Source organism: Lentisphaera marina (genome assembly GCF_028745505.1).
Taxonomy (GTDB): Bacteria; Verrucomicrobiota; Lentisphaeria; order Lentisphaerales; family Lentisphaeraceae; genus Lentisphaera; species Lentisphaera marina.
The window spans coordinates 2,367,795-2,389,926 of sequence record NZ_JAQZZL010000002.1 but is presented as its reverse complement, the minus strand read 5'-3'; the positions used below and the strand labels follow the sequence as shown (position 1 = coordinate 2,389,926).

Annotated in this window: 25 protein-coding genes; 9 read left to right on the top strand and 16 right to left on the bottom strand. The window is 39.4% G+C overall.

Annotated elements, in window-relative coordinates; translation table 11 throughout:
- The first annotated feature begins 31 nt into the window (after positions 1–31).
- Positions 32–706, top strand: a complete 675-nt coding sequence (locus tag PQO01_RS20745) for an IS1595 family transposase (protein WP_274312370.1) — start codon at positions 32–34, stop codon at positions 704–706.
- Between the two features lie 3 nt (positions 707–709).
- Here PQO01_RS20745 and PQO01_RS20740 read toward each other — a convergent pair whose 3' ends face one another.
- The 9 genes from PQO01_RS20740 to PQO01_RS20705 all read right to left on the bottom strand — a co-directional run bounded on the left by PQO01_RS20740 (position 710) and on the right by PQO01_RS20705 (position 10,056).
- Positions 710–1,831, bottom strand: coding sequence for an ISL3 family transposase (locus PQO01_RS20740; RefSeq protein ID WP_274312371.1), 1,122 nt, complete (start codon positions 1,829–1,831; stop codon positions 710–712).
- Between the two features lie 149 nt (positions 1,832–1,980).
- The gene (locus PQO01_RS20735; protein WP_274316133.1) at positions 1,981–2,751 is read right to left on the bottom strand and encodes a KH domain-containing protein; all 771 of its coding nucleotides are present in this window, start codon (positions 2,749–2,751) and stop codon (positions 1,981–1,983) included.
- A 12-nt stretch (positions 2,752–2,763) separates the two neighbouring features.
- Positions 2,764–4,617 carry a YidC/Oxa1 family insertase periplasmic-domain containing protein gene (locus PQO01_RS20730; protein WP_274316132.1) on the bottom strand — a complete coding sequence of 618 codons (1,854 nt, stop codon included), beginning with the start codon at positions 4,615–4,617 and terminating at the stop codon, positions 2,764–2,766.
- A 5-nt stretch (positions 4,618–4,622) separates the two neighbouring features.
- Entirely contained in the window at positions 4,623–4,847 is a 225-nt protein-coding gene (gene yidD, locus PQO01_RS20725) for a membrane protein insertion efficiency factor YidD (protein WP_274316160.1), read from the bottom strand.
- Positions 4,848–4,876: 29 nt separating this feature from the next.
- Entirely contained in the window at positions 4,877–5,272 is a 396-nt protein-coding gene (rnpA, locus tag PQO01_RS21700; protein WP_420792926.1) for a ribonuclease P protein component, read from the bottom strand.
- Positions 5,273–5,288: 16 nt separating this feature from the next.
- Complete coding sequence (gene rpmH / locus PQO01_RS20720; protein WP_007278291.1) at positions 5,289–5,426, bottom strand: 50S ribosomal protein L34; 138 nt, start codon at positions 5,424–5,426, stop codon at positions 5,289–5,291.
- A 157-nt stretch (positions 5,427–5,583) separates the two neighbouring features.
- Positions 5,584–8,982 (bottom strand): MFS transporter, encoded by a 3,399-nt coding sequence (locus PQO01_RS20715; protein WP_274316131.1) that lies wholly within the window; start codon positions 8,980–8,982, stop codon positions 5,584–5,586.
- A 61-nt stretch (positions 8,983–9,043) separates the two neighbouring features.
- On the bottom strand, positions 9,044–9,841 hold the full coding sequence (locus PQO01_RS20710) for an OmpA/MotB family protein (RefSeq protein WP_274316130.1): 798 nt from the start codon (positions 9,839–9,841) through the stop codon (positions 9,044–9,046).
- Positions 9,838–10,056 carry a hypothetical protein gene (locus PQO01_RS20705; RefSeq protein WP_274316129.1) on the bottom strand — a complete coding sequence of 73 codons (219 nt, stop codon included), beginning with the start codon at positions 10,054–10,056 and terminating at the stop codon, positions 9,838–9,840. Before PQO01_RS20705 ends, PQO01_RS20710 begins: the two co-directional genes overlap by 4 nt.
- A 313-nt stretch (positions 10,057–10,369) precedes the next feature.
- On the opposite strand from PQO01_RS20705, the gene PQO01_RS20700 reads away from it, so the two are divergent.
- Positions 10,370–11,458 carry a transposase gene (locus PQO01_RS20700; protein ID WP_274312032.1) on the top strand — a complete coding sequence of 363 codons (1,089 nt, stop codon included), beginning with the start codon at positions 10,370–10,372 and terminating at the stop codon, positions 11,456–11,458.
- 160 nt (positions 11,459–11,618) lie between these two features.
- The gene (hpf, locus tag PQO01_RS20695) at positions 11,619–11,969 is read left to right on the top strand and encodes a ribosome hibernation-promoting factor, HPF/YfiA family (protein WP_274316159.1); all 351 of its coding nucleotides are present in this window, start codon (positions 11,619–11,621) and stop codon (positions 11,967–11,969) included.
- 29 nt (positions 11,970–11,998) lie between these two features.
- Here hpf and PQO01_RS20690 read toward each other — a convergent pair whose 3' ends face one another.
- Genes PQO01_RS20690 through PQO01_RS20670 form a run of 5 tightly spaced genes read right to left on the bottom strand, consistent with a single transcriptional unit; the run spans position 11,999 to position 14,681 of the window.
- Positions 11,999–12,319, bottom strand: a complete 321-nt coding sequence (locus PQO01_RS20690; protein ID WP_274316128.1) for a hypothetical protein — start codon at positions 12,317–12,319, stop codon at positions 11,999–12,001.
- A gap of 56 nt (positions 12,320–12,375) precedes the next feature.
- Positions 12,376–12,819 carry an acyl-CoA thioesterase gene (locus PQO01_RS20685; RefSeq protein ID WP_274316127.1) on the bottom strand — a complete coding sequence of 148 codons (444 nt, stop codon included), beginning with the start codon at positions 12,817–12,819 and terminating at the stop codon, positions 12,376–12,378.
- Between the two features lie 28 nt (positions 12,820–12,847).
- On the bottom strand, positions 12,848–13,744 hold the full coding sequence (locus PQO01_RS20680; protein WP_274316126.1) for an acyl-CoA desaturase: 897 nt from the start codon (positions 13,742–13,744) through the stop codon (positions 12,848–12,850).
- Complete coding sequence (locus PQO01_RS20675) at positions 13,741–14,298, bottom strand: hypothetical protein (RefSeq protein ID WP_274316125.1); 558 nt, start codon at positions 14,296–14,298, stop codon at positions 13,741–13,743. Before PQO01_RS20675 ends, PQO01_RS20680 begins: the two co-directional genes overlap by 4 nt.
- Positions 14,295–14,681, bottom strand: a complete 387-nt coding sequence (locus PQO01_RS20670; RefSeq protein WP_274316124.1) for a DUF4345 family protein — start codon at positions 14,679–14,681, stop codon at positions 14,295–14,297. The genes PQO01_RS20675 and PQO01_RS20670 overlap by 4 nt, the downstream gene beginning before the upstream one ends.
- Positions 14,682–14,817: 136 nt before the next feature.
- Here PQO01_RS20670 and PQO01_RS20665 point away from each other — a divergent pair, with 136 nt between their 5' ends.
- From PQO01_RS20665 to PQO01_RS20645, 5 genes are all read left to right on the top strand, one after another.
- The gene (locus tag PQO01_RS20665) at positions 14,818–15,564 is read left to right on the top strand and encodes an SDR family NAD(P)-dependent oxidoreductase (RefSeq protein WP_274316123.1); all 747 of its coding nucleotides are present in this window, start codon (positions 14,818–14,820) and stop codon (positions 15,562–15,564) included.
- Positions 15,561–16,811, top strand: a complete 1,251-nt coding sequence (locus PQO01_RS20660) for an NAD(P)/FAD-dependent oxidoreductase (RefSeq protein WP_274316122.1) — start codon at positions 15,561–15,563, stop codon at positions 16,809–16,811. The genes PQO01_RS20665 and PQO01_RS20660 overlap by 4 nt, the downstream gene beginning before the upstream one ends.
- The gene (locus PQO01_RS20655; protein ID WP_274316121.1) at positions 16,808–17,584 is read left to right on the top strand and encodes a DUF1365 domain-containing protein; all 777 of its coding nucleotides are present in this window, start codon (positions 16,808–16,810) and stop codon (positions 17,582–17,584) included. The genes PQO01_RS20660 and PQO01_RS20655 overlap by 4 nt, the downstream gene beginning before the upstream one ends.
- A complete protein-coding gene (locus tag PQO01_RS20650; RefSeq protein ID WP_274316120.1) occupies positions 17,577–18,830 on the top strand; it encodes an SAM-dependent methyltransferase in 1,254 nt (417 codons plus the stop codon). The genes PQO01_RS20655 and PQO01_RS20650 overlap by 8 nt, the downstream gene beginning before the upstream one ends.
- A gap of 92 nt (positions 18,831–18,922) precedes the next feature.
- Positions 18,923–19,666, top strand: coding sequence for a helix-turn-helix domain-containing protein (locus PQO01_RS20645; RefSeq protein ID WP_274316119.1), 744 nt, complete (start codon positions 18,923–18,925; stop codon positions 19,664–19,666).
- On the opposite strand, the gene PQO01_RS20640 is transcribed toward PQO01_RS20645, so the two are convergent.
- Positions 19,663–20,229 carry a hypothetical protein gene (locus PQO01_RS20640; RefSeq protein ID WP_274316118.1) on the bottom strand — a complete coding sequence of 189 codons (567 nt, stop codon included), beginning with the start codon at positions 20,227–20,229 and terminating at the stop codon, positions 19,663–19,665. The two genes, PQO01_RS20645 and PQO01_RS20640, sit on opposite strands and share 4 nt — an antisense overlap.
- 188 nt (positions 20,230–20,417) lie before the next feature.
- Here PQO01_RS20640 and PQO01_RS20635 point away from each other — a divergent pair, with 188 nt between their 5' ends.
- Positions 20,418–21,557, top strand: coding sequence for a redoxin domain-containing protein (locus tag PQO01_RS20635; RefSeq protein WP_274316117.1), 1,140 nt, complete (start codon positions 20,418–20,420; stop codon positions 21,555–21,557).
- Here PQO01_RS20635 and ruvC read toward each other — a convergent pair.
- Positions 21,554–22,051 (bottom strand): crossover junction endodeoxyribonuclease RuvC, encoded by a 498-nt coding sequence (gene ruvC, locus PQO01_RS20630; RefSeq protein WP_274316116.1) that lies wholly within the window; start codon positions 22,049–22,051, stop codon positions 21,554–21,556. The two genes, PQO01_RS20635 and ruvC, sit on opposite strands and share 4 nt — an antisense overlap.
- Positions 22,052–22,132: the final 81 nt, after the last annotated feature.

Sequence of the window (22,132 nt, the reverse complement as noted above, 5' to 3'; positions counted from 1 at the left end):
TAAAGTTTAGACACAATTATTAGTGTTTAATATGAAGAATAAATACATAAATCGTGCTCATATTACTGAAAAAAAGTTCCGAGAAGTCCTTAAATTTTTTGCCGCAGATTTTTCGGTCTCTCAAATCAGTGATTTAACACACCTTAGTAGGGTTACAATTAATAACTTAATTCAAAGAATTCGGCAACGAATCTTTAGTCTAACTTGTGAAGAAAATCCATTATTATTAGGAGATATAGAAGCTGATGAAAGTTATTTTGGAGCCCGTAGAGCAAGAGGTCGCCGAGGCCGTGGTGCCAGTAATAAAATTAAAGTTTTTGGACTTCTAAAAAGAGAAGGGAAAGTCTACACTGAAATAGTAAATGATGTTTCAGCTAAAACACTATTAGGTATTATTAGAGGTAAAGTTGAACTCGAAAGTGTGATTCACACAGATGGATGGAAAGCTTATAATGGTTTAGTTGATCTAGGTTATAAAAAGCATTATAGAGTTATTCATAGTGAGAATGAATTTGCGAATAACAAATCCCATATTAATGGAATTGAGTCCTTCTGGGGGTATGCAAAACATCGGCTCACAAAATTCAAAGGATTGAAGTCTGAGTACTTTGATTTACATTTAAAAGAATCAGAGTATAGATTCAATAACCGAAAGCAAAATTTATACAAAATTTTGCTTAAAGAATTTAGAGAAAATCCGCTCTAAAGTTTACAAGTCCCCTTTGATTTTATTATTCATACCTTCAAGAACACTTGTGTTTAATGGAAACTTAGAGGATGCTAAAATGCCTCGTACGTAGGGTCTTAATTTTCTCGCAAAATTTTCAAGAGGCTTTATTCCTGATTCTTTCACTTGCTTAAACCAATACCTCCAGTTATTAAAGGCTTCTTTAACTGTAGGACAAAACCATATATCTTTTAAGGCCTGCTTCATCATGTAAACAACAGCGAGAGGCTTATTGGCTTGTAGTAATTCTTGAAGTTTAATTTCTTGAGAACCGCGAAGATTAGATTTATTTTTCAGTAATAACCAGCGTCCTTGCTTGACTACTTTTCTCGCTTTTTTGTCCTCTTTCAACTCATTAGCTCGATCTACACGAACTCGATCAATAACTTCACGCCCATATTTTGCTATTACATGAAACAGATCATAAACGACCTCGGCGTGTGGACAGTGTTCTTTCACTTCCAAATCAAAAGATGTATTCATATCCATTGCGACTGCTTCAATATTCTGACAGTACTCACCGAGTTCTTCAAAGAAAGGTCGAATATTTTTCCTGGACCTCCCTTCTCCAATCCATAGAACCTGCTGTGTATTTGCATCAGCAATCACAGTTGCGTAACGATGACCTTTGTGTAGAGCGAATTCATCCATTACAAGCTGCCTGATTCTACTATAATCTGGCTCTGTAACTTCACGAATTAAACGGCCCTTATCAATATCCTTTACCGTTGTCCAATGTAATCCTAAAAGGTTCGAGACATGACTTATGGGAAGAATGCGGCACAAAGCTTCAGTATAATTCTTCAATCGTTTTGTCACCCTAGAATAAGGTGCTAGCCACGGTATGTGCTCAGTTCTTACTCCACATACTAAGCAATTAACTCTACGTACTTGTATTATTAGATATGTTTTATATTCGAAACATGATAAATCACGTACCTTACGTTCGCTTATATCATGTATAGAATTGCCCATGAGGCCACAACGTCCGCAGCAAGCCGTTTTATGAGGGATAAGCTTAACTCTAAGTTTATCTCTATCTATATAAAAATCTTCAACTGCGAAACCTTGCCAAAAATTTGAAAGGAAGTTATCTGTTAACATAAGTCGTTCTCTTTATTTTGTTTAATTGTGGTAAATCAAACTTAATCATGAGAACGACTTTTTTACTAATTATTGCAAATCACGCAAATCCGTGAAGAACCAAAAAAAAGCCCCTCGAAGGAGGGGCTAAAATCAATTGATCAAAAAGCTTATTGCTGAATTGACAGCTTAACTCTTTTTTTATCGCCAGAAGTACGACTCTCGTCGATTGCAGCTGTGATTTCTTTATCATTTTTAAAGTAATCGAGAGCTTTGAAGCAATCACCTTCAGTCATTGGAGGTAGGTAAGTGTCTTCGCCCCATTTTTTAACTTCACGTGATGAGTTACGGCATTCGATCTCTAAGCGAGAAAGTTTTTTCTTTGGCTCAGCTTTAGCTTCAGTTTTTGGCTCAGCTTTAGCTTCAGTCTTTGGCTCAGCTTTAGCCTCAGTCTTTGGCTCAGCTTCAGCCTTTGGCTCAGCTTTGGCTTCAGTCTTTGGCTCAGCTTTAGCTTCAGTCTTTGGCTCAGCTTTAGCTTCAGTCTTTGGCTCAGCTTTAGCTTCAGTCTTTGGCTCAGCAGTTTCGTTACTTTCAGAATTCTTATTGTGGCGACGGTTATTATTACGCTTGTTATTGCGCTTGTCTTTACGAGGTCCACGCTCGCGCTCGCCTCTATCTTCTTCGCCAATGCCTTTCACATCGATGACAACGTGGGGATGTTCACCATCTTCGCGCTTGAGAACGAGATTCATAAGGTGAGTGATACTGTTAAGGGCAATGCCTCTACGTCCGATTAGGCGACCTGGGTCTTCGGAAGTTACGTTGAGAACAATATTTTTTCCTGTATACTTGTGAGCCACTTCAGCTTTTTGGCCGAGAAGTGTAATAATAGTTTCAAATACGCGTTTGGATTTTTCGCATTCTTGTGTCTTAGTTTCCATGATTTCTCCTAATCATTTAGCGGCAGTAGCTGGAGCTGGAGTGCCGTCTGTAGTCCGGTTGTTGAGTTTGTATTGAATGAGTGTCATGAGTGACTGGAAGCACCAATAAAGTGTGAGGCCAGCTGGCATGCCGTAACAGAAGAACAGCATCATAATAGGCATAAACATCATGACTTTTTTCTGGGTTTCGTCCGCAGAGGAAGGAGTCATTCTCTGCTGAACAAGCATTAATAGAGCCCAAATGATAACGAGGGGTCTAATGGGGACGCCAGGAATGAAACCTAAGGTATCGGGCTGTGATAAGTCCATAATCCAAAGGAACTCTACGTGGCGTAGTTCAATGGCACTGCGAAGTGCATTAAAGAGTGCAATGAAGATGGGCATCTGTAAGAGCATGGGTAAGCAACCACCTGCGGGGTTAACGCCTTCCTCGCGGTAAAGGGCCATGACTTTTTGATTCATAACTTGTGGATTGTCCTTATTTTCTTCGCGAATTTCCTTAATGCGAGGACCAAGAACAGCCATTTTCTTCATAGAGCGATTACTCTTATTAGTTAATTTCCAGAAGAGGAGTTTAACTGTAATAGTAAGTAAAATAATAGAGAGACCAAAACTATTGACAAAGCCATTGAAAAAGAAGAGAGCTTTGAGAATCATTTCAGATAGGAAACCTAACCAAGATACTTTCATGTTCATGAACATGTTGAGTTGCATGATACCTTTTTTATCACTACCGAGCTTTTCTAAAATGTGAATTTCCTGAGGACCTGCAAAGATATCGAGTGCGACCTCTTTGGATTCGCCTGGGATGAGTTTAAAGTCTTCAATTTGGCCTTCAGCAAAGAGTAGGTCGTATTTATCTTGACTGCCATCTTCATTTTTAAGGGGCGAAATGATTTCTTTTGTTTTCGTTCTTACCGTTGAAAAAGAATCACTCGTATCGGCAATAAAAGCAAAGTATTGGTTCTTTACAGCAATCCAGTCAAAGCTATCGCCTTCTTCAGGCTGGTAAATAGCGTAAGGATCTTTAAGGACGCGACCTTCTTCGGCAGCATCTTCAAGCTTATCTTTAATGTCATCGACAATGCCGTGTTTAAGATGTGTCTCAATCTTACGGTCTTTTTTGAGGATGGTATCAATGGCTTGGTCATTACCAATAGCTTGTTGTGTAAAGAAGCCATGTTCTCCCATCTGAACGGGTTGGACGTAACCACAGTTAAGGTAAAGACCGCTAATGTTTAGGGTTTTGTCTGAGGTGTTGATAAGCTTGTGGTTTAAAGCAAAGTGGTAATCTTCTGTTAAGGCCCAAGTACTTTGAACGGCAAAACTTTGACCTTCATATGTGTAAGCAGCTTCCGTTACTAACTTATTCTGACTTTTCTCTTTAACGCGTAAGTTGACTAACTGCCACTCTTCAGCAACGCCAGAAAAGTTGAAACTAGGTGTGTTTTGATCACCAATTTTAACGTTTTTATCTTTCTCACTAGTAGTGAAATACTCATTGAGTTGGGCATCTTTTAAGCCTTGACCAGGACGTATATTTAAGACAAAGTTATCTCCTACACTTAAGCTGTGTACAGGAAGCTCTGCTTGTGCTAATTCTGCAGGCGCTTCTTTCGATAGAGCGTCTTTAGCTACTGCTTTGAGTGCAGCCTGCTTTTCTTCAGTAGGAGCTTTTTCATCTGCGTTTATTGTGGCAGGTGCGTTATCTTCGCTTAGAGCACTATCAGCATTTTCTTGCTGAGGAGCTTGAGCCTGAGCTTCAATGCCAAAAAACTTTTGATTGATTTTTTCGTTCTCAGTATTGAGAATGAGGTAGAGTGAAAGGCCTAAGGCAAGTAGCCAGGCTAATCCTTTCTTATCCATAAGAGTTATTTCTCTTTTTGAGTCACCTTTTTTTCGGGAACTGGATCATAGTTCGAGCCCTTATAGAAAGGGTGACATTTAAAAATTCTTTTTATTGTCAAGTATAAGCCGCGTATAAAACCATGAGTGCTTAAGGCTTGACGTGAGTAATTCGAACAATTGGGATGAAATCTACAAACAGGAGGAAAGAGGGGGGAGAGGCATTTTTGATAGAGCCATACAATTAGCATTGCGAATCGCGTTGCTAAATTTTCTTTCTTCACACTAAGTTGCTTTTGTCGATAAGTTTTAAGAGCTCTTCCTGTACCTCGATGGAGCTCTTACCCGATAAATGGGCCCGGGATATAATAACAAACCAGTTATTCGGAAGTTTATCCTGAAGGTGACGGTACGCCTCTCTAATGATTCTTTTTGCGCGATTTCTCTTTACTGCGTGCTTGTGAAATCTTTTGCTAACGACAATCCCAAGCCTTCTTTGGCTATCAGGTGCTGGGGCATAACATAAGATAATGGACTTCCCGCGTATGCTTTCAGCGTTTTCTCGCATGTAGCGAAATTCGTGTCCTTTTACGAGCCTGTGAGATTTAGAAAAGCTTAAGTCAGAACTGAGCGTGAGTAAGCTTTTTTTATTAGAATCTTGAGAGGGTTGAGTCACCTTTCAGGAGGCCAAATTAGGCTTGTGTGAGCTTAGCGCGACCTTTAGATCTTCTTCTAGCGATAAGTTTACGACCACTCTTAGTTGCCATACGAGCGCGGAAACCACACATTCTTTTTCTCTTCAACTTTGAAGGCTGATAAGTTCTTTTCATTTTATTTTCCTTGTTACATTATAATTAAAAGTGTCTAGATTAACCGGATTTGAACAATAAAAACCATAGTGTCCAGTTAAGCGAGTGCTGAATCTAATGCGATTTCGCTATTTCATCAAACTGACTATATGATTTTTCAAAGTAAATTTTCAGAGGCTCATTTTTTTGCTTGATTTTTTTCTACCATTTTGATTGCCAAGTCTTTAAGAGCCTTGAGATCTACTTTTCCGGAACCCAAAAGTGGGATTTCTTCAATTTGTATAAAGTTTTGAGGCTTTGGAATCCATAGATTTGGTAGCCCATGAGCTCTTAAACCTTCAATGATTTCGGCAATATCTTTATCGAGCTCCGTGAACAAAACAATTAACTTTTCACCCCGAGCTTCGTCGGGAACTCCCATGACGGCGAGTTGCGATGGGTCTGTGTTGGCTTCTTGATGTAAAGCTTCTTCGACGGCACCATGAGGAACCATTTCACCAGCAATTTTACTAAAGCGTGAGAGGCGACCTTGTAATTGGATAGAACCGTCGCGATTAATAGAGGCAATATCTCCGGTAATGTACCAACCATTTTTCAAAACTTCTTTTGTACGATCAGGGTCTTTAAGGTAACCACGCATAGTACTTGGACTTCTGACTAAGAGAAGACCAGCTTCTCCATTAGCTAAATCCTCTAGAGTATCTGGATTAACTGTTTTAATTTGAATGCCAGGAAGAGGACGTCCCACTGAATTATCTCGTAAATGCTTTTTGCCCAGTTCCCATATTTTTACGGGGGCATTGAAGCTTATACCCGGAGCAAGTTCTGTTGCGCCATAGGCCTCGGTGGGTAGAATCCCAAATTTCTCAAAAAACTCTTGTGCGGTGTTCGCATTCAGTTTTTCGGCACCGACAAGAACGAGACGAAGCTTATTGAAGTCTTCTTTTTTACATCTGCGAGTATAATTGGCGAGGAAACTCGGAGTACCAAATAAAATAGAACAACCATATTTACCCATGTTCTCACTGACGGCTTTGGCGTCGAGAGGATTGGCCTGCATCACAGTTGGAGTCGCTTGACTAATGGGGAGATAAAATGCCGATAGATAACCAAAGGCATGGAACAAGGGCATATGTCCCAAAACCACATCATTTTGATTGAGGTCACAAACCATACCAAGTGAATCCAAGTTGGAACTCACATTCAAGTGACTGAGCTCAACGCCTTTTGGCGTTCCTGTCGAGCCACTAGAGAAAAGGATTGTGGCCGTATCGTCAATGCGAGCTTTGCAAATCCAAGATGTAGGACGGGCAATGCTGAGCAAAGCCTTAATCACATCGACTTTAGTGATGCTTTTGGCAATATCTTCAAGATAGATGGGGGTACAGGTCTCGGGTAAATCAATATTCATCTTTTTGATAGCGAGCTTAGAAGTCACCACATATTGACAGTCCGTGGTTTTAAGGGCATGTGCCAAACCATCTTTGGAAACAGTTGAATTCAAAAAGACGGGTACGGATTCCTGGAAGTAGGCGGCGAGGGCAGAACTTACTGCGGCTACAGTATTGGGAAGCAAGATAGAGGTGTATTCCTTTTTCCCTTGAATCTTTTTGATTTTTCCGGAGAGCGCTAAAATTTTAATCAAAAGGGGTAAGTTCTTGATCGGGCCCTTATCAGGATCGATGAAAATAGAGCCAAAGGGATTAAATTTAACATGTTGAATAAATTTCACTGGGCCGGGAACATTTTCATCGGCACGTACTTTATGGTCAATAAATTCGAGCTCTTTAACTTTTTCCCAAAGATCTAAAGCTGGGATATCGTGAGGGACTTCTTCACCTACATGAATGCTGATTTTGGGAGGTAGTGGACCCGCAGTATTGCTTAAACTTAAGCGTTCCCCGCCACGTAAACTGAAGGTACTTCCCCAGGTACCTCCCATATAAACGGGAAGTACAGTGGCGTCATCATTATCTTTGAGGACACGCTGGAAGCCGCTTTTAAATTCATTCATAAAGCCTGAGCGAGTTAGAACACCTTCGGGAAATAGGCACAAAGCTTTACCATCAGCTAAAGCTTGCTTTCCCGCCTCAAGAGATTGAAGTACAGATTTGCGCCCCGCGTTAACAGGTAGGAAATCGAACATTTCAAAAAATGGCTTTAACAAAGGTTTATAGTAGTAAGTAGAATCAATCATGAAGACAATATTACGAGGAACTGCTGCAGAAAGTAAAAATCCATCGATCCATGTGGAGTGATTGGGCAATAAGAGCAAAGGACCTTCGTGGGGAACATTCTCTAAACCTCTCACGCGAATACGGTAATTGAGGCGAATGGGGCCGAGCACCATGAGGCGAAGGAAGTTGTTTGAGAGAATAATCGCAGCCGGAATACAGGTGAGTGCTAAAGCTAAGGCACAGATCCATATGACTGAATGTGAGGTGAGATCCGCGCTGCGCTTACCAAATTCATAGGTCAACCAAGTGGTGCATAACATCCCGAGGAAAACAAGAACATTTTCAGCAGCCATGATACGCATGCGTTCTGCTTCAGGTGTTTCTTCTTGAAGGTAAACTTTAATAGGAAGTACGAAGAGTCCGCCAAAAAAACCAGCAACAAGGATCCAGAGACTAGCGACAGTAGGGTTGGAGGTGGCAATGAGTTGGCAGAGTGCAAAAGTCATTCCCATGAGGCCGGGAACACAAAGTCCACGATTCATGGTGGTATGATTCAGTCGACCAGCAATAAAGCAACCAAGGCCGATACCAAAAGTGAGAGGGAGCAGCATGAGCGAGCGCTCAATATCATTGAGCATCAGGTCATATTTACCCAAAGTTAGGATGGCAAAGACTAAAACAATGCCAATACTGTAGAAAACGGTTTCTCCAATAGCGGCGGCAAGTAGTCCTTTATCTTGGCGAATAGTTTTTAATGGTCCGGCGAGTTCTTTTATGGGGTTAAGTGAAAAAGGGAGCTGAGGGTTAGCTGCTTCAACAGCTTGAGTCTTGCGAATAAAAAGCCAACCAATGATGGCAAAAATAGGAAGGATGAGGTTGAAGGCTCTATAAGTCACGCAAAAACCAGCGAGGGCGGTCCCCAAAATAATGCCCGCGAAATTGAGTAGCTCTAACTTACCATTGGCATCTTTGATCTCTTGCTCGTTGAAGAGCTGAGGCATAATACTGGCACGTGCAGGAACAAAAAAAGTGGATTGAAGAGCCATTAAAAACACACAGGAATAGAGTAAGCCTCCAAGTATAGGATTGGGATTAGCTGAGTCATAGAGCATCACTGCGGATGCACCAATAATCATGATGGGTAGTTCACAAGCCTTGGCAACTCCCATGACTTTGTGTCGACAGAAACGATCGCCTGCCCAGCCGGCAAAAACAGAGAAAAGGATAAAGGGAACCGTAAAGACGATTGAAATTCGAGCATTGAGGATGAGTTCTTCACTGCTATCACTTATGGCCATTGCCATAATTAATATGGAAATATTCTTAAAGGCATTATCATTGAGTGTGCCGAAGAAATTCGCGAAGGCGACTGGCATTAATCGGCGTGTTTGGGGTTTCATTTGCTTTTGAGGCTCCGTTGTTTTTAGCTGCCTTAAATATAATAGTAAGAGTGTTTGCGGACTAATCAATAATTGAATCGTTCGGTATTGATTCTGTCAATGATGTTGTGTCAGGCTTAGGACTTAAATAAATTTCGATTCGGCGGTTTTGGGCTCGCCCTTCTTTAGTATTGTTATCGGCTATGGGGTGAAACTCGCCCATGGCCACAGCTTCAATATTCTTTGAGTTGAGTTGTCGAGTGGCAAGTAATTCATTAACAACTGATAAAGCTCGAGCCGCAGATAAGTCCCAATTACTTTTATAAAGACCTTTACCTGATAAAGGAACATTATCAGTGTGACCTTCGACACGGATAATATGATCTGTCGTTTCGCTTAATGCATCGCTAATTTTTTGGAGAACCTCAGAACCACGATCCCCCAAGTTGGCGGTACCAGAGGGGAAGAGGATTTTATTTTCCATACTTAAGCTAATGCGACCATTGAGTTCCCTAAGCTTAATTTCACGACTCGTGATTTCGTTTTGTAGTTCCTCAACCAACTTGCCGTGCAGAGTCGACATCTCTTCTTTTTCTTCTTCTACACTCTGTTTAAATTCTTCGAGTGTTTGTTGATGCGCCTGAATCATGGCTTCTTGTTTTTTGATCTCTTGATCAAGTGTTTGAGAAAGTTGGATTTGTTCTTTCTCTTTTGTGGAAAGGTGATCTTCTAAACTAGCTTTGTGTTCCTCTAGTTCGAAAACTTGCGTTTCTAATAAAGCTTTATTTTGTTTGAGTTGATCGTTTTCCCAGAGGAGCCAGCCAGTTGTTCCCATTAGCGCCACAGTAACTGTCACTAAAATCCAAAGAGTCGATTTCATTTTTTGCCGTGAAAGTGTTGTTCGAGTTCAGTAAGAGCTGAAAAGTCACCGCGAAAGCTACGAGCACAATTAGGGCATTTAAAATCAATTAAAATTGCTGCGTCATTTAGCTCATCGTGAATGAGTGAATTGTTCTCACTGCAGAGAGGGCAGGCAAAAATAATTTTCCTCATATTTCTTATATAAGAGAGAATTTTTATTTTTATGACATTCATATGATTTTTCCGAATTTTTGTTGTAAGTAGCGTACTTTCAAAAAGATGTCTAATAATAGACTGATTTCTGTAAATTTAAAGAGGCTTTTTTTGTTAGAGAATTGTTAAAAAGATCCTTGCTTTTCATTCGCTCTAGTAGTTCTTTAATAGTGGGAAGTGGCTTCCAACAGGAAAAAGTTTCCCAAACGTAAACTCCAAAGATGAGGAAACATATAATGGATATAATCGAGCCTTTTGCAAAAGTCATAAAACAAGCTGAATAAAAGTAGAAACATGTTATCTCAATAGTTACCAAAACAAAAAGAGAAAAAACATGAATCTACCCGGCTTATGGGATACCATAGAAAAGTATTTATTTCCAGGCTTAGAAGAACTTTTAGGCGGAGAATTAACTAAGAAAGAGAAAGAGTTTGTTCGCATCTGCACAATAACTGAGCTTGATCAGTTCAGCCATGAATTTGAATGGTGTGGATTTGGGCGACCTCCGAAAGATCATTTTAATATAGTGAAAGCTTACATAGCCAAATCCGTTTATAACTTCGATACAACAAGATCTTTTATAGACTTTCTCAAATCAAGTACAAAGATACGTCGTTTATGTGGTTGGGAATTTGCAAAACAGCTTCCTCATGAAAGTACTTTTTCTAGAGTATTTGCAGAAATCACCGCCTCTCAGCTCTGCCAAAGAATCCATGAATTCTTAGTGGTAAAACATTGTGGAGACACCTTAGTACCGCACATTAGTAGAGATTCTTCAGCAATTGAAGCTAGAGAAAAAGTCATGTCTGAACCAGGGGCTGAGCCTAAAGCCCCTAAGAAACGAGGGCGGCCTAAAAAAGGTGAGATCCGAATTAAAGAAAAAACCGTAGTGGAAAAGCAGGTCGACCGGTCACTTGAAGAAAACTTAAAAGAGCTCCCAACGCACTGTAATAAAGGGACAAAGAAAAACAGTAATGGTTATAAAGTTTCATGGAAAGGCTACAAGCTTCACTTAGATTGTATTGATGGAGATATACCAGTCGCAGGCCTATTGAGTTCAGCGTCTTTACACGACAGCCAAGCGGCAATCCCTTTAGCACAGATTAGCGCACAACGCATAACTAATTTATATGATTTAATGGATGCAGCCTATGATTCACCTTCTATCCATAAATTCAGCCATCTTTTAGGACATAAATCTATTATTGATCACAATCCTAGAAAAACTGGGGAGAAAAAGATTTTTGACCCGCCTGAAAAAGAACGGTACAAACAGCGGTCATCTGTTGAAAGAGTCTTTTCGAACTTAAAAGACAACTATGGTGGTAGGATGATCAGAGTACGAGGACATGCAAAAGTCATGACTCATCTAATGTTTGGCATTATTGCAATAACAGCAAACCAACTCTTCAAGACTATTTAGCAACTAACATAAAACTATACGTCATGATCAACTTGCGTCCATTTTTGGCTTGTTTATACTCACATGTATCCAATTTCGAGATACATGTGAGCGAGATCTTAAGATTTATCCTGGATGAACTTTTTAATCACTCTAATTCAGGACTTTTGCAAAAGGATCAATCGTATCAGGAAAAAACCTCCAACTCACAGAAGCATTAAAAGACAGCGTAGAGAGTCACCTCTCCAATATGCGCGTCAGCTATCCTAAACTCAACAAGGCCGAAGTCGTTCTATCCCATGGCCACGGAAAATTCAAAGTGGAAATAGTTCTCCATGGCAATAAAATTAATTTAGATGCCCATGCTGAAACTGATGACATGTATAAATCAATTGCCGATGCTGTCGATCGTCTCGATCGCCAACTCGAGAAAAAACTCGAGACTTATCACCACAATCATAAAGGTGAGCATCTAGGTAATATTGAAAGACGTCACGAAGAAGAGATTCTCGAAGAAATCGACGATTATTAAACTCTTCTAAGTAAGTAGCCAAAGGCGATTCATTTTGAATCGCCTTTTTTATTTGTTTTGATAACAGAAATATAAAAAAGAGCTTTACAGCAGGCTAGAAAAAAGCATATGCCAATGATTCCAATGGTGAGGTAGAATACAGGAGGAAAAATAAGACTCAAAATCGTGGAAGTTAAAATGAGTGCGCAGAGTATTTTGCGAACTGCGCTATCTTTACTTTTAATTCGTATTGCTTTGAGTTTACCCAATTTTAAACGCAAGCGTTTTTTACGCTTTTGACCTTTCTTCCGTTTAAGAAAACTCAAGTTTGGTTTGTGCCTTTCGACAAAATAGGGTTTGTATCGCATCATTCACCTCCTCTTCAATAGTGAATGAATCTAGATCTTTAAAGTTTGGAAATCAAGATTTAGACTTTTTCTATCTTTGCTAAAAAACTATCAGGGATGGGGATGACCCGTGGTGGTTTTTGAAAAGTCCCATCATAAAGGCAGCAAGTAGCGGTGTAGTTTCCTGTCAGAACCTTATCTTCGGAATTATCCTTATTAATACGGAACATATCTACTTGGTAAACAATGGCAGCTGAACGAATCCGTTTTATGCTAAGATCAACACGGATTTCATCGCGAAATTTGACTGGCTGCATAAATTTGATGTTCATTTCACTACGTGGCCAACCACTTCCTTCTAAGTTTTCGTCAAATTCACCAACGACCGCTTCATCAATATGTTCAAAGAGGGCGTATTCAGTCTCTTCAATCCAGTGAAAGTAATTGCTATGGTGAACAATACCGCCAAGATCAGTTTCATGCAGGCGTACGAAATATGTTTTTGAAAAAGAGGAAGTTTTCATAAAAGTCCTAATTGAGTAATTTATTTTGCTATTTAAGATTTTTGGGAAGGGGTTTAAAGTCTGAAACTAAGCCAAGGCATTTCATTAGATAAAGGATGTAATAGGTAATATCTAACTCGCGTTTGCGAAAACCTTGGTGAATTGTATTTGGAAAGTGGTGGTGATTATTATGCCAACCTTCGCCTAGAGTAATCATTGCCAAAAACCAATTGTTACGACTTTGATCACCTGTTTCGTAGGGACGAGATCCATATTTGTGTGCGAGTGAATTAATAGTGAAAGTTCCGTGATAGAGAACCAACGTTGAGATTATGAATCCCCAGACGAAAGAATTTCCCGCATTTAAACCTAATTCAGGAAAATAGACCGAAGAGAGTTTTCCAAAAACTATAAAAGAAAAAGCATAAACTACGGGTGCAAACCAATCAAAACGATTGAGAAAAACTAACTCTTTAAACTTCATCCAATCACGCACGTATTTTTTATTCGTGGGAAAGTGTTTTTCAGTTAAGAACCAACCCATGTGACTGTACCAGAATGATCTCTGTACAGGAGAGTGAGCATCTTCTTCTTTATCTGAAAAGCGGTGGTGTTGACGATGGTGGGATGCCCACCATAAGGGACCACGTTGAACTGAAGCACAAGCTAAGAAAGCAAAAAAGAATTGTACAGGTCGTGTGGTTTTAAAAGTTTTATGTGAAAAGTAACGATGATAAAACCCCGTTATAGCAAACATTCTAATAAAATAAGAAAGGGCGAGTAGGGCTACGCATGCCCAACTGAAGCTGACTAACAAAGCTGATAGGGCAGCAAAATGCAGTAAAATAAAAGGTAGGATACGTTTAAAATCAGTTTCATCAGAGGGGTTCTCAACTTGATCTAAAGCGTCGCTATCTAGCATAGCAATAATGGTTTTAAAATTCATTTTTTCTCCAGAAATTTTTGCAGTTCTAGCCATTTCTCTTGTGAAAAGCGACCTTGATCTTTATATAGGATTTTACCTTCTGGGTCTAAAACATAAACGTAGACAATTTTTTCATCGGTAATATCTAAATGTTTATTAAAGGGCTCCTTATCAATATGAAGGGTAATAACTTGTGACCTCATCCTTTCAGATGTAATTCCACCACGCATGCCACGGTAAATCCACCAACGAACGGGAGCACTCAGTTTGGATATGGTTGGGATTTCATAGTAGGCTAAAGTCTCGGGAGATTTATCTACGGCTGTTTCTATTTTAGCATACCACTCATCGACCCAAGCTTGTTGCCAGCGTTCAAAAGCAACGATACAGATGGTTTGATCTTTCTTTAAGCTTTGTGGGAAAGTTTGCTCATTCCCCTGGAGGTCTAAACCGCCCACTTTAGGGAAATAATTTTTTTCAGTAACCTTAACCTCGCTAGTTCCGACGGTGCACGAGCTACTAAGTAAAAATAGACTTAAAATAGCTACGCTGGTAATGATAAATTTATTTTTCATGTTTGTAATTTCCTGTATGAATAAAATGACATAAGAGCTAAAACGATTTCTAAAACTAAAAAACTAAGGTGATTACCTTCTAATCCATGAAGGCTGATTCCTATCAAGCGTCCTCCAGCAAAACCCAAGAGCGAGATGAGACATAAATATGCAGCTGATTTCGCATTGTTTTTAAAAAGTCCCCAAAAGACTGCTAGTGCAATAGCGATTTCCAAACCTCCATACACAGCGATGATCTCTATTTGCGCACTCAAATCAATGTTAGTATAGCCCAGAGAGGGTGCAAATTTCTCAGGGGCACTGATAAACATAACCCCAAATATGCCGTAGAGAAGTCCTACTGTAAAAAGGCAAGTTTTAGCTGCGGTGTTTTTGTTTTGCATATGGTCTGATCCAAATTTTTCCTAAAGGTATACCACTTTTCAAAAAATATGAACGTTTTGAACGTTTTTGTTTTGTTTTTTATGAATTAGGGTCATAATGTTTACTATAAACTGCTTTTAACAAAATGAGATTAAAATGAACAAATCATTGCATAATAAAGTGATATGGATATGTGGAGCTAAGTCAGGTATTGGCTTAGAGGTAGCAAAGCAATGCCTTGTCCTTGGTGCCCGTTTGTGCATTTCATCTCGTGATGGTCAAGTTGTCGAGGAACTTCAAGGAAGTGTGAAAGCTTTGAAATGCGATGCAAATTCACAAGAAGATTGGCAACAATGCGCGGATCAAATTTCTCAAGAGTATGGGCAGCTAGATATATTCATCTACAATGCGGGAGACTGCATTTATGTTGATGATGTTGATATTAAACCAGGTGATTTTAAGACAATGATGAACATCAATTTTCATGGTATGATTAAAGCAGCTCAAGTCACCTTACCTTTATTAAAAAAGACCGATAACAGTCAATTTGTGGGAATGGCAAGTTCAGTAGCATGGTTGGCTTTGCCGCGAGCCGAAGCATATGGTTCTTCCAAAGCCGCCGCTTACTATTTTCTGAAAAGCTTAAGACTCGATTTATCAAACTATGGGATTGATGTCAGTATCATTTGTCCAGGCTTTGTAAAAACACCCATGACAGATAAAAATGATTTTCCGATGCCTTTTTTAGTGAGCGCAGAGCGAGCAGGGCGAGAAATCTGTCAAGGTATCTTAAAGCGTAAGCCAGTGATTCATTTTCCCAAGCGCTTCACATATTTGTTGAAGTTTATTGCTTGTTTACCCCACTTTTTACAATTTCGCATCTGCAGGAGTTTTGTTAAATGAAAAAAATTGCCATTATTGGAACGGGAATATCCGCCTTGACGACTGCTTATAAATTACAGCAGGATTATGAAGTCCACCTCTATGATAAAGCTACTTATATTGGGGGTCACACCAACACTATAAAAGTACCCGAGGGCGATAAAGAATTAGCCATTGATACAGGTTTTATCGTATTTAACGATTGGACTTATCCCGAATTTATCAAACTCATGACGGAGTTAGGTGTCGAATCACAATTTAGTGATATGAGTTTTTCAGTAAAATGCGAAGACTCTGGCTTAGAGTACAATGGAACAAACTTGAATAGTTTGTTCGCCCAAAGAAGTAATGTTTTAAGCCCCAAATTTTGGAAAATGATTAAGGATATATTAGCCTTTAATAAAGCGGCTTTATCGTGGTTGGAAAAAGCAAATGAACAGGATGCTACTACCCTAGAAGAATTTATACGTCCCTACGGAAAAATGTTTAAGGAGAAATACCTCTTTCCCATGACGGCGGCCATTTGGTCTGCAGGACGAGAATCAGTCGAAAAATTTCCACTTCGTTTTTACCTAAATTTCTTTAAAAATCATGGCTTTTTATCCGTAGATGAAAGGCCCAAATGGCGTGTTATCAAAGGAGGATCGAACTCTTATGTAGCACCTTTGATTGCAGGTTTTAAAGATAATATTCATCTTGATTGCGAAGTTAGCAAAATAGAGAGGTTTGATGACCATGTTAAACTTAGTAGCAAACGGGGAACAGAAATTTTTGATGGAGTCGTATTTGCTTGTCATAGTGATCAAGCCCTAAAAATCTTAGAGGGAGGCGACTACAAAGAAGCGGAAATTTTAGGTGCTATTCCCTATGATAAAAACACAGCTATTTTACATTGGGACGACAAAGTCTTGCCCAAAAGAAAGTTAGCTCACGCAGCCTGGAATTACCATTTAGAAAAACCCGGAGTAGAGGAACAGGCTAAGTTGACTTACAACATGAACATATTGCAGTCCTTAGACTGTGACAAAGTTTATAATGTTAGCCTAAATTACGATAAAATTGACCCTGCCAAAATAATTAAAACGATTACTTATAGCCATCCCGTTTTTACATTAGAAGGGGTATTAGCCCAAGCAAGAAAAAATGAGATTAGTGGACATAATCGTAGTTTCTTTGCTGGAGCTTATTGGCGATTTGGCTTTCATGAAGATGGTGTGATGTCGGGCTTGGATGCGGCAAAACGAGTCCGAGAGGTTTTAGCAACATGAAGCCTTTCACACAATCAGCAATCTATTCAGGTTGGGTTCGCCATAGACGTTTTTCTCCTGCTGAACATCAGTTCACGTATAAGATTTACCTGTCATGGATAAAACTTAGTGAAGCCGAAAAAATATTTAGTAAAGGACCATTTTTATCAAGAAGTAAGTGGCCTTCAATTGTTTCATTTCGAAGGAAAAATTACTTGCGCTCCTCGAAAGAAGATTTACTAGAAGCTTGCCGTGATAAAGTGAGTGCTGACTTAGATTTTCACTTCGATGGCGAAGTCTGTATCTTAACGAATTTACAGTACTTTGGTATTTGTTATAACCCGGTAAGTTTTTATTATTGTTATGGTAAGGACGAAAAGCTTAAAGCCATAATTGCCGAAATTAATAATACTCCTTGGAATCAACGCCATTCTTATTGCATTGATATGCGAGAGAAAAATCATAAAGACTTTGAGAAAGATTTTCATATTTCTCCCTTTATGCCCATGGATATCAAATATCATTGGGTATTTGGCGATGCCAAAGAAAAGTTAGCCATCAATATGCAAAACTTTCATTCTGACAAAAAAATGTTTGATGTGGACATGCAATTGGAGCGTCATGAGTGGTCAACTGCACGCGCTCTGAAGTATGCCTGTTTATATCCACTTATTCCCTTGAAAGTCATCTGGGGAATTTACTATCAAGCCCTGCGCTTAAAAATGAAAAAAGTACCCTTTTACGATCACCCCCAATTAAGTGCTGATGAGCACAAGGAGCCTAGACATGGATAATACAAAATTAGCAACCAACAAATCACTATTAGCGAAGCGTCTTTCACTACCAGATCAGTTGTGTAAAAAATTATTTATAAAAGTGCTTTCACAAATTAAACGTGGTCACTTAGTTATGCACCATGCTGGAGAAACTCATACTTTCGGACAAATAGATGGCACTATAGATGCGGAAATAAACATTCATAAAAACTCTGTTTTCAGTGATTTTGTATTGGGAGGAAGCTTGGGCTGTGGGGAATCATATATCAGAGGAGAGTGGACGAGTAATAATCTGAGTGAATTCATTCGTTTATTTGCGGCCAATATGGATGTAGTGGACAAGATTGATGGTTTTTTACCGCGCTTAATCAATCCTTTCCTTCGTGGCTTGCATTGGTTGAGCCGAAACACTCGTACGGGTTCACGCAAAAATATTGAAGCTCACTATGATTTAGGCAATGACTTTTTTGAGCTCTTTTTAGATGAAACAATGATGTATTCTTCAGCAATTTACCCCAATGAAGATGCCACTTTGTATGAGGCGCAACAATTTAAATTAAAGACAATTTGTGATAAACTCAAACTACAGAGTGATGATCACCTTTTAGAAATTGGTACAGGCTGGGGAGCATTAGCCATATTTGCTGCCGAAAATTATGATTGCCGAGTAACGACAACCACACTTTCTCAGGAGCAATATAACAAAGCGGTTGAGAGGGTGAAGGAAAAAAATCTAGAAGACAAAATCACTGTTCTCATGCAGGATTATCGCGACCTTGACGGGCAATTTGATAAACTAGTTTCTATCGAAATGATTGAGGCGGTGGGCCACGAATACTTACCAAATTACTTTAGTTCATGTTCGAATCTATTGAAAGACGATGGCCTCTTTCTCATGCAAGTGATTACGATCCCGGACCAACGCTATGATTCAGCACGAAAAGAAGTCGATTTCATCAAACGATATATTTTCCCAGGTTCGTGTATTCCCTCCGTCGAAAGAGTGATGTCTTGCGTCAGGTCAGATAGTGATATGCGTTTATTAGATCACCGTGATTATACGGGAGATTATGAAAGAACTCTCAATCACTGGGGGAAAAACTTACAGAACCATCGAGCCCGTATCAAAGAAATGGCTGGAGAAGATTTCTTAAGAATGTGGGAAATGTATTTTGCCTATTGTGAAGGAGGCTTTTCGGAGCGAGTCATCGGTGTCGCCCAAATGGTTTTTGCTAAACCTCACAATAAAACAGAATTAAGGTGATTGTAAAAAGCTTAAATTTGTAAAACTATTATCTAGAAAATTGTAATTTTTGTTTTCTAATTAGAACAGAATTTTTAAAGAAGAAGAAAACTATGAACCAACGTTTATTTAGCCCAAAAGAAGTTGCGCAAGCTCTCGCGGTGAGTGAGGCGAGTATTAAGCGATGGGTAGATAAAGGCTTGATAAAAGCGGAAAAAACTTCCGGTGGGCACAGAAAAATTTCCTTATTATCCCTTCAGCAATACCTCAAGGATAATAATAAAGAGCTCGTTCATCCAGAGGTGATTGATTCAGGTATTAGCGCGGCACGCAAATCTGGGAAACTTCAGGAAGCCAAAGATTTATTTTATCAAGCTTTATTAAGCTGTGATGCTAAAGCAATTCGTGCTATTCCCTATGATTTATTTTTAGCCGGAATGAGTTTGGAAATGATTTTTAATGAAGTATTTCGTGAGGCAATAGAGCAATGGAACCAGAGTCATGTGAATGCAGAACTTGATGACTTTCAGTTTAAAAGAAGTGAACAGAGTCTTCAAGGCGTATTGTACTTTTTGGGTGGCTTATTAGCCTTGCCTGATGAATCCGCCCCCTATGTATTAGTTGGAACACTAGGAGACGGAAATTTAAGTCTAGCTCACATGGAAGAAATCATTCTTCGTGAACAGGGTTTTAGAACTGAGTTTTTAGGTGACAACTTAAATGAAGATGCGTACATACGAGCCCTAAGCTTGTTGGAACCCAACAAGATTTCACTAGCTTCAAATAAGCTCGCAGACAAGCCGCAAAAGCTTATAGATTTATGCAGTTCTGAAAAGGTAGAAATAAAATTCTTTTAAACGCGATTCTGCTGGCGAATGAAGTTTAAGTAGCTTGGGTGAACGCCCTTAATATAGAACTTGCCATTCTTGAACTTCTTGATGGTGAAATGTGTCCCTTTCGCTGAAGCCACGCATAGAAAAATTAAAAATCCCAAGATACCTAAAAAGCCAAACCCCTGAATATCGGGTGGCGCCAATGCAATACAGGCAATACCGCTGATTAGGCTCGCAAAAGCAATGCAGAGGTGAAAGTTTTTCTTCTTCTTAAATTGCTCATTAACTTCGTCTTTTAAGTAATAAGTGATTTCCAGTTTTTTGCGGACAATGAAATACACGATGAGTAAAATAATGATATTCAGTAAAATACATAAGTAGATCCATGGGCTTGCCCAGCTCAATTTCTTGACAATCGCTTTATCAGAAATTTTGAGCTCCTCATTAGTAATCATACAGCGCTTTGGAAGTATCGCAGTATGTTGACAGACGAGGTACTCACCTTCAACTCCGACGCCTTTAATGCGATCAGTTGAGGCCATGTTATCTATATTACTTTCGCTAACTTGGTAGGGGTTATGTTCCATATCCAGTATCCTTCTCCTTATTTTTTTACTAGTCTATTTTAATATTGAAATGAATGAATGCGATTTAATTTTTGCTAATTCATTTAGATTTAGGCTGTCATATTTACAGGCAAATTTTTCTATGAAGCTAAGTTTCAAAATTAGAATTAAGGCACTAATGTCAAGAAAAAATTAATAAGGGATTGATCATGAAGTATTTATTTATATTAGTTTTAACCGCGTTAAATTTATTTGCGGCACCAAAACCAACTATTGCAGTTGGCGCACAGGGACCAAGCTTTAATTTGAAAGGTGTCGATGGCAAGATGCATAATATGGATGAATACAAAGATTCAAAAGTCCTCATGTTGGCTTTTACCTGTAATCACTGCCCTTCTGCGCAGGCTTATGAGGAACGCCTAGTTAAATTAGCGAATGATTACAAAGGTAAGAGTTTTCAGTTAGTCGCAATTTCCTCAGCAGCACCGAAAGGAGTGCGCATCAATGAGTTGGGTTTCAGTGTTGAGGATGATAGTTACGAAGACATGATCGTTCGAGCTAAGAAAATACAGTATAATTTCCCCTACCTCTATGATGGAGATAAGCAGGAAGTTTCCAATGCTTACGGTCCTCGAGTTTCCCCTCACTTTTTCATTCTAGATGAAAATCGCAAGGTCCGTTATCAGGGACGTTTCGATGACGATAAAAGCGGCCAAGATATTAAAAGTCACGATGCGATCAATGCGATCGATGCCTTGCTCGAGGGTAAAGAACCCGCTGTGACAGATACAAAGGTCAATGGCTGTAGTACCAAGTGGCTCGAAAAAGAATCGGCAGTGAAAGCTTATAACGAAGAGTGGGAAAAACAGGAAATTACGCTGGAAGAAATCGATGTAGCCGGAGTGAAAAAACTCGTTGAGAATAAGACGGATAAAATTAGAATGATCAATGTTTGGGCAACTTGGTGTGGTCCTTGCATGGCTGAATTTCCTGACCTCGTACAACTCAACCGTCGATTCGAATACCGCAATTTTGAACTAATTACTATTAGTATTGACGATTTAAAGCGTAAAGAGAAAGCTCTAAAATTTTTACAGAGTGAAAATGCGGCTGTCACTCGTCGCATTTCCAAAGGTCTGAAGAAAGAAGGTCGCACAAGTAACAACTACATTTTTGACGGTAAGGATGCGGATGGCTTAATAAAAGCTTTGGATGCCAAATGGGAAGGTCCGATTCCCTACACAATTATCATCAAGCCTGGTGGTGAAATCATTTATCGTCATCAGAGTGAAATTGATCCTGCGGAAGTTCGCAAGCTCATGATCGATACTTTTGGCAAAGGTTTCTAAAGCGGCGTACCCAATTTTCCCGAAGTAGGAGAAAGAATGGCTTGGCCGTGACAAACGGCCAGAGCCAAAGCATCAGTGGCATCATCATTAATTTGAGAAACATCTGCTTGTAAAATACCCGCAATCATAAATGCAACTTGTTCTTTGGAAGCATCGCCAGAACCCGTGATGGCTTGCTTGGCGCGTTTGGGTGAATATTCCCAAACGGGAAGATCGGTTCCGGCCAAGGCACTGAGAACTGAGCCGCGAGCCATGCCAAGGATCATTGCAGTCTTAGCAAATTTGGAATAAAAAGTTCCTTCAATCGAGATATGATCTGGCTTATATAATTCAATGAGTTGAGTGACGGCAACATGTAAGCGTTTTAAACAATCCAACTGACTGAGTTTGGCTTTGTTTTTGACGATGCCACAATCAATTGCATTCATGCTACCATTTTCAAAGAGATCAATAATCCCGTAACCAGTGGATCGCAGTGAAGTATCGACGCCCAAAATGCGAATTTTTTTACTCAGAATAATACCTAAAAACTTAAATTAAAATAGCCTCAAGCCAATGTATGACTTGAGGCTAGT

Coding starts and splice junctions, on each gene's coding strand:
- PQO01_RS20690 (WP_274316128.1), bottom strand. CDS start 12,319: ATGATGCGATACAAACCCTATTTTGTCGAAAGGCACAAACCAAACTTG.
- PQO01_RS20655 (WP_274316121.1), top strand. CDS start 16,808: ATGAAGCCTTTCACACAATCAGCAATCTATTCAGGTTGGGTTCGCCAT.
- PQO01_RS20675 (WP_274316125.1), bottom strand. CDS start 14,298: ATGAAAAATAAATTTATCATTACCAGCGTAGCTATTTTAAGTCTATTT.
- yidD (WP_274316160.1), bottom strand. CDS start 4,847: ATGCTAATTGTATGGCTCTATCAAAAATGCCTCTCCCCCCTCTTTCCT.
- PQO01_RS20640 (WP_274316118.1), bottom strand. CDS start 20,229: ATGGAACATAACCCCTACCAAGTTAGCGAAAGTAATATAGATAACATG.
- PQO01_RS20660 (WP_274316122.1), top strand. CDS start 15,561: ATGAAAAAAATTGCCATTATTGGAACGGGAATATCCGCCTTGACGACT.
- PQO01_RS20745 (WP_274312370.1), top strand. CDS start 32: ATGAAGAATAAATACATAAATCGTGCTCATATTACTGAAAAAAAGTTC.
- PQO01_RS20635 (WP_274316117.1), top strand. CDS start 20,418: ATGAAGTATTTATTTATATTAGTTTTAACCGCGTTAAATTTATTTGCG.
- PQO01_RS20730 (WP_274316132.1), bottom strand. CDS start 4,617: ATGGATAAGAAAGGATTAGCCTGGCTACTTGCCTTAGGCCTTTCACTC.
- PQO01_RS20740 (WP_274312371.1), bottom strand. CDS start 1,831: ATGTTAACAGATAACTTCCTTTCAAATTTTTGGCAAGGTTTCGCAGTT.
- PQO01_RS20735 (WP_274316133.1), bottom strand. CDS start 2,751: ATGGAAACTAAGACACAAGAATGCGAAAAATCCAAACGCGTATTTGAA.
- rpmH (WP_007278291.1), bottom strand. CDS start 5,426: ATGAAAAGAACTTATCAGCCTTCAAAGTTGAAGAGAAAAAGAATGTGT.
- PQO01_RS20665 (WP_274316123.1), top strand. CDS start 14,818: ATGAACAAATCATTGCATAATAAAGTGATATGGATATGTGGAGCTAAG.
- PQO01_RS20700 (WP_274312032.1), top strand. CDS start 10,370: ATGAATCTACCCGGCTTATGGGATACCATAGAAAAGTATTTATTTCCA.
- PQO01_RS20680 (WP_274316126.1), bottom strand. CDS start 13,744: ATGAATTTTAAAACCATTATTGCTATGCTAGATAGCGACGCTTTAGAT.
- PQO01_RS20715 (WP_274316131.1), bottom strand. CDS start 8,982: ATGAAACCCCAAACACGCCGATTAATGCCAGTCGCCTTCGCGAATTTC.
- PQO01_RS20710 (WP_274316130.1), bottom strand. CDS start 9,841: ATGAAATCGACTCTTTGGATTTTAGTGACAGTTACTGTGGCGCTAATG.
- PQO01_RS20650 (WP_274316120.1), top strand. CDS start 17,577: ATGGATAATACAAAATTAGCAACCAACAAATCACTATTAGCGAAGCGT.
- PQO01_RS20685 (WP_274316127.1), bottom strand. CDS start 12,819: ATGAAAACTTCCTCTTTTTCAAAAACATATTTCGTACGCCTGCATGAA.
- PQO01_RS20670 (WP_274316124.1), bottom strand. CDS start 14,681: ATGCAAAACAAAAACACCGCAGCTAAAACTTGCCTTTTTACAGTAGGA.
- PQO01_RS20705 (WP_274316129.1), bottom strand. CDS start 10,056: ATGAATGTCATAAAAATAAAAATTCTCTCTTATATAAGAAATATGAGG.
- PQO01_RS20645 (WP_274316119.1), top strand. CDS start 18,923: ATGAACCAACGTTTATTTAGCCCAAAAGAAGTTGCGCAAGCTCTCGCG.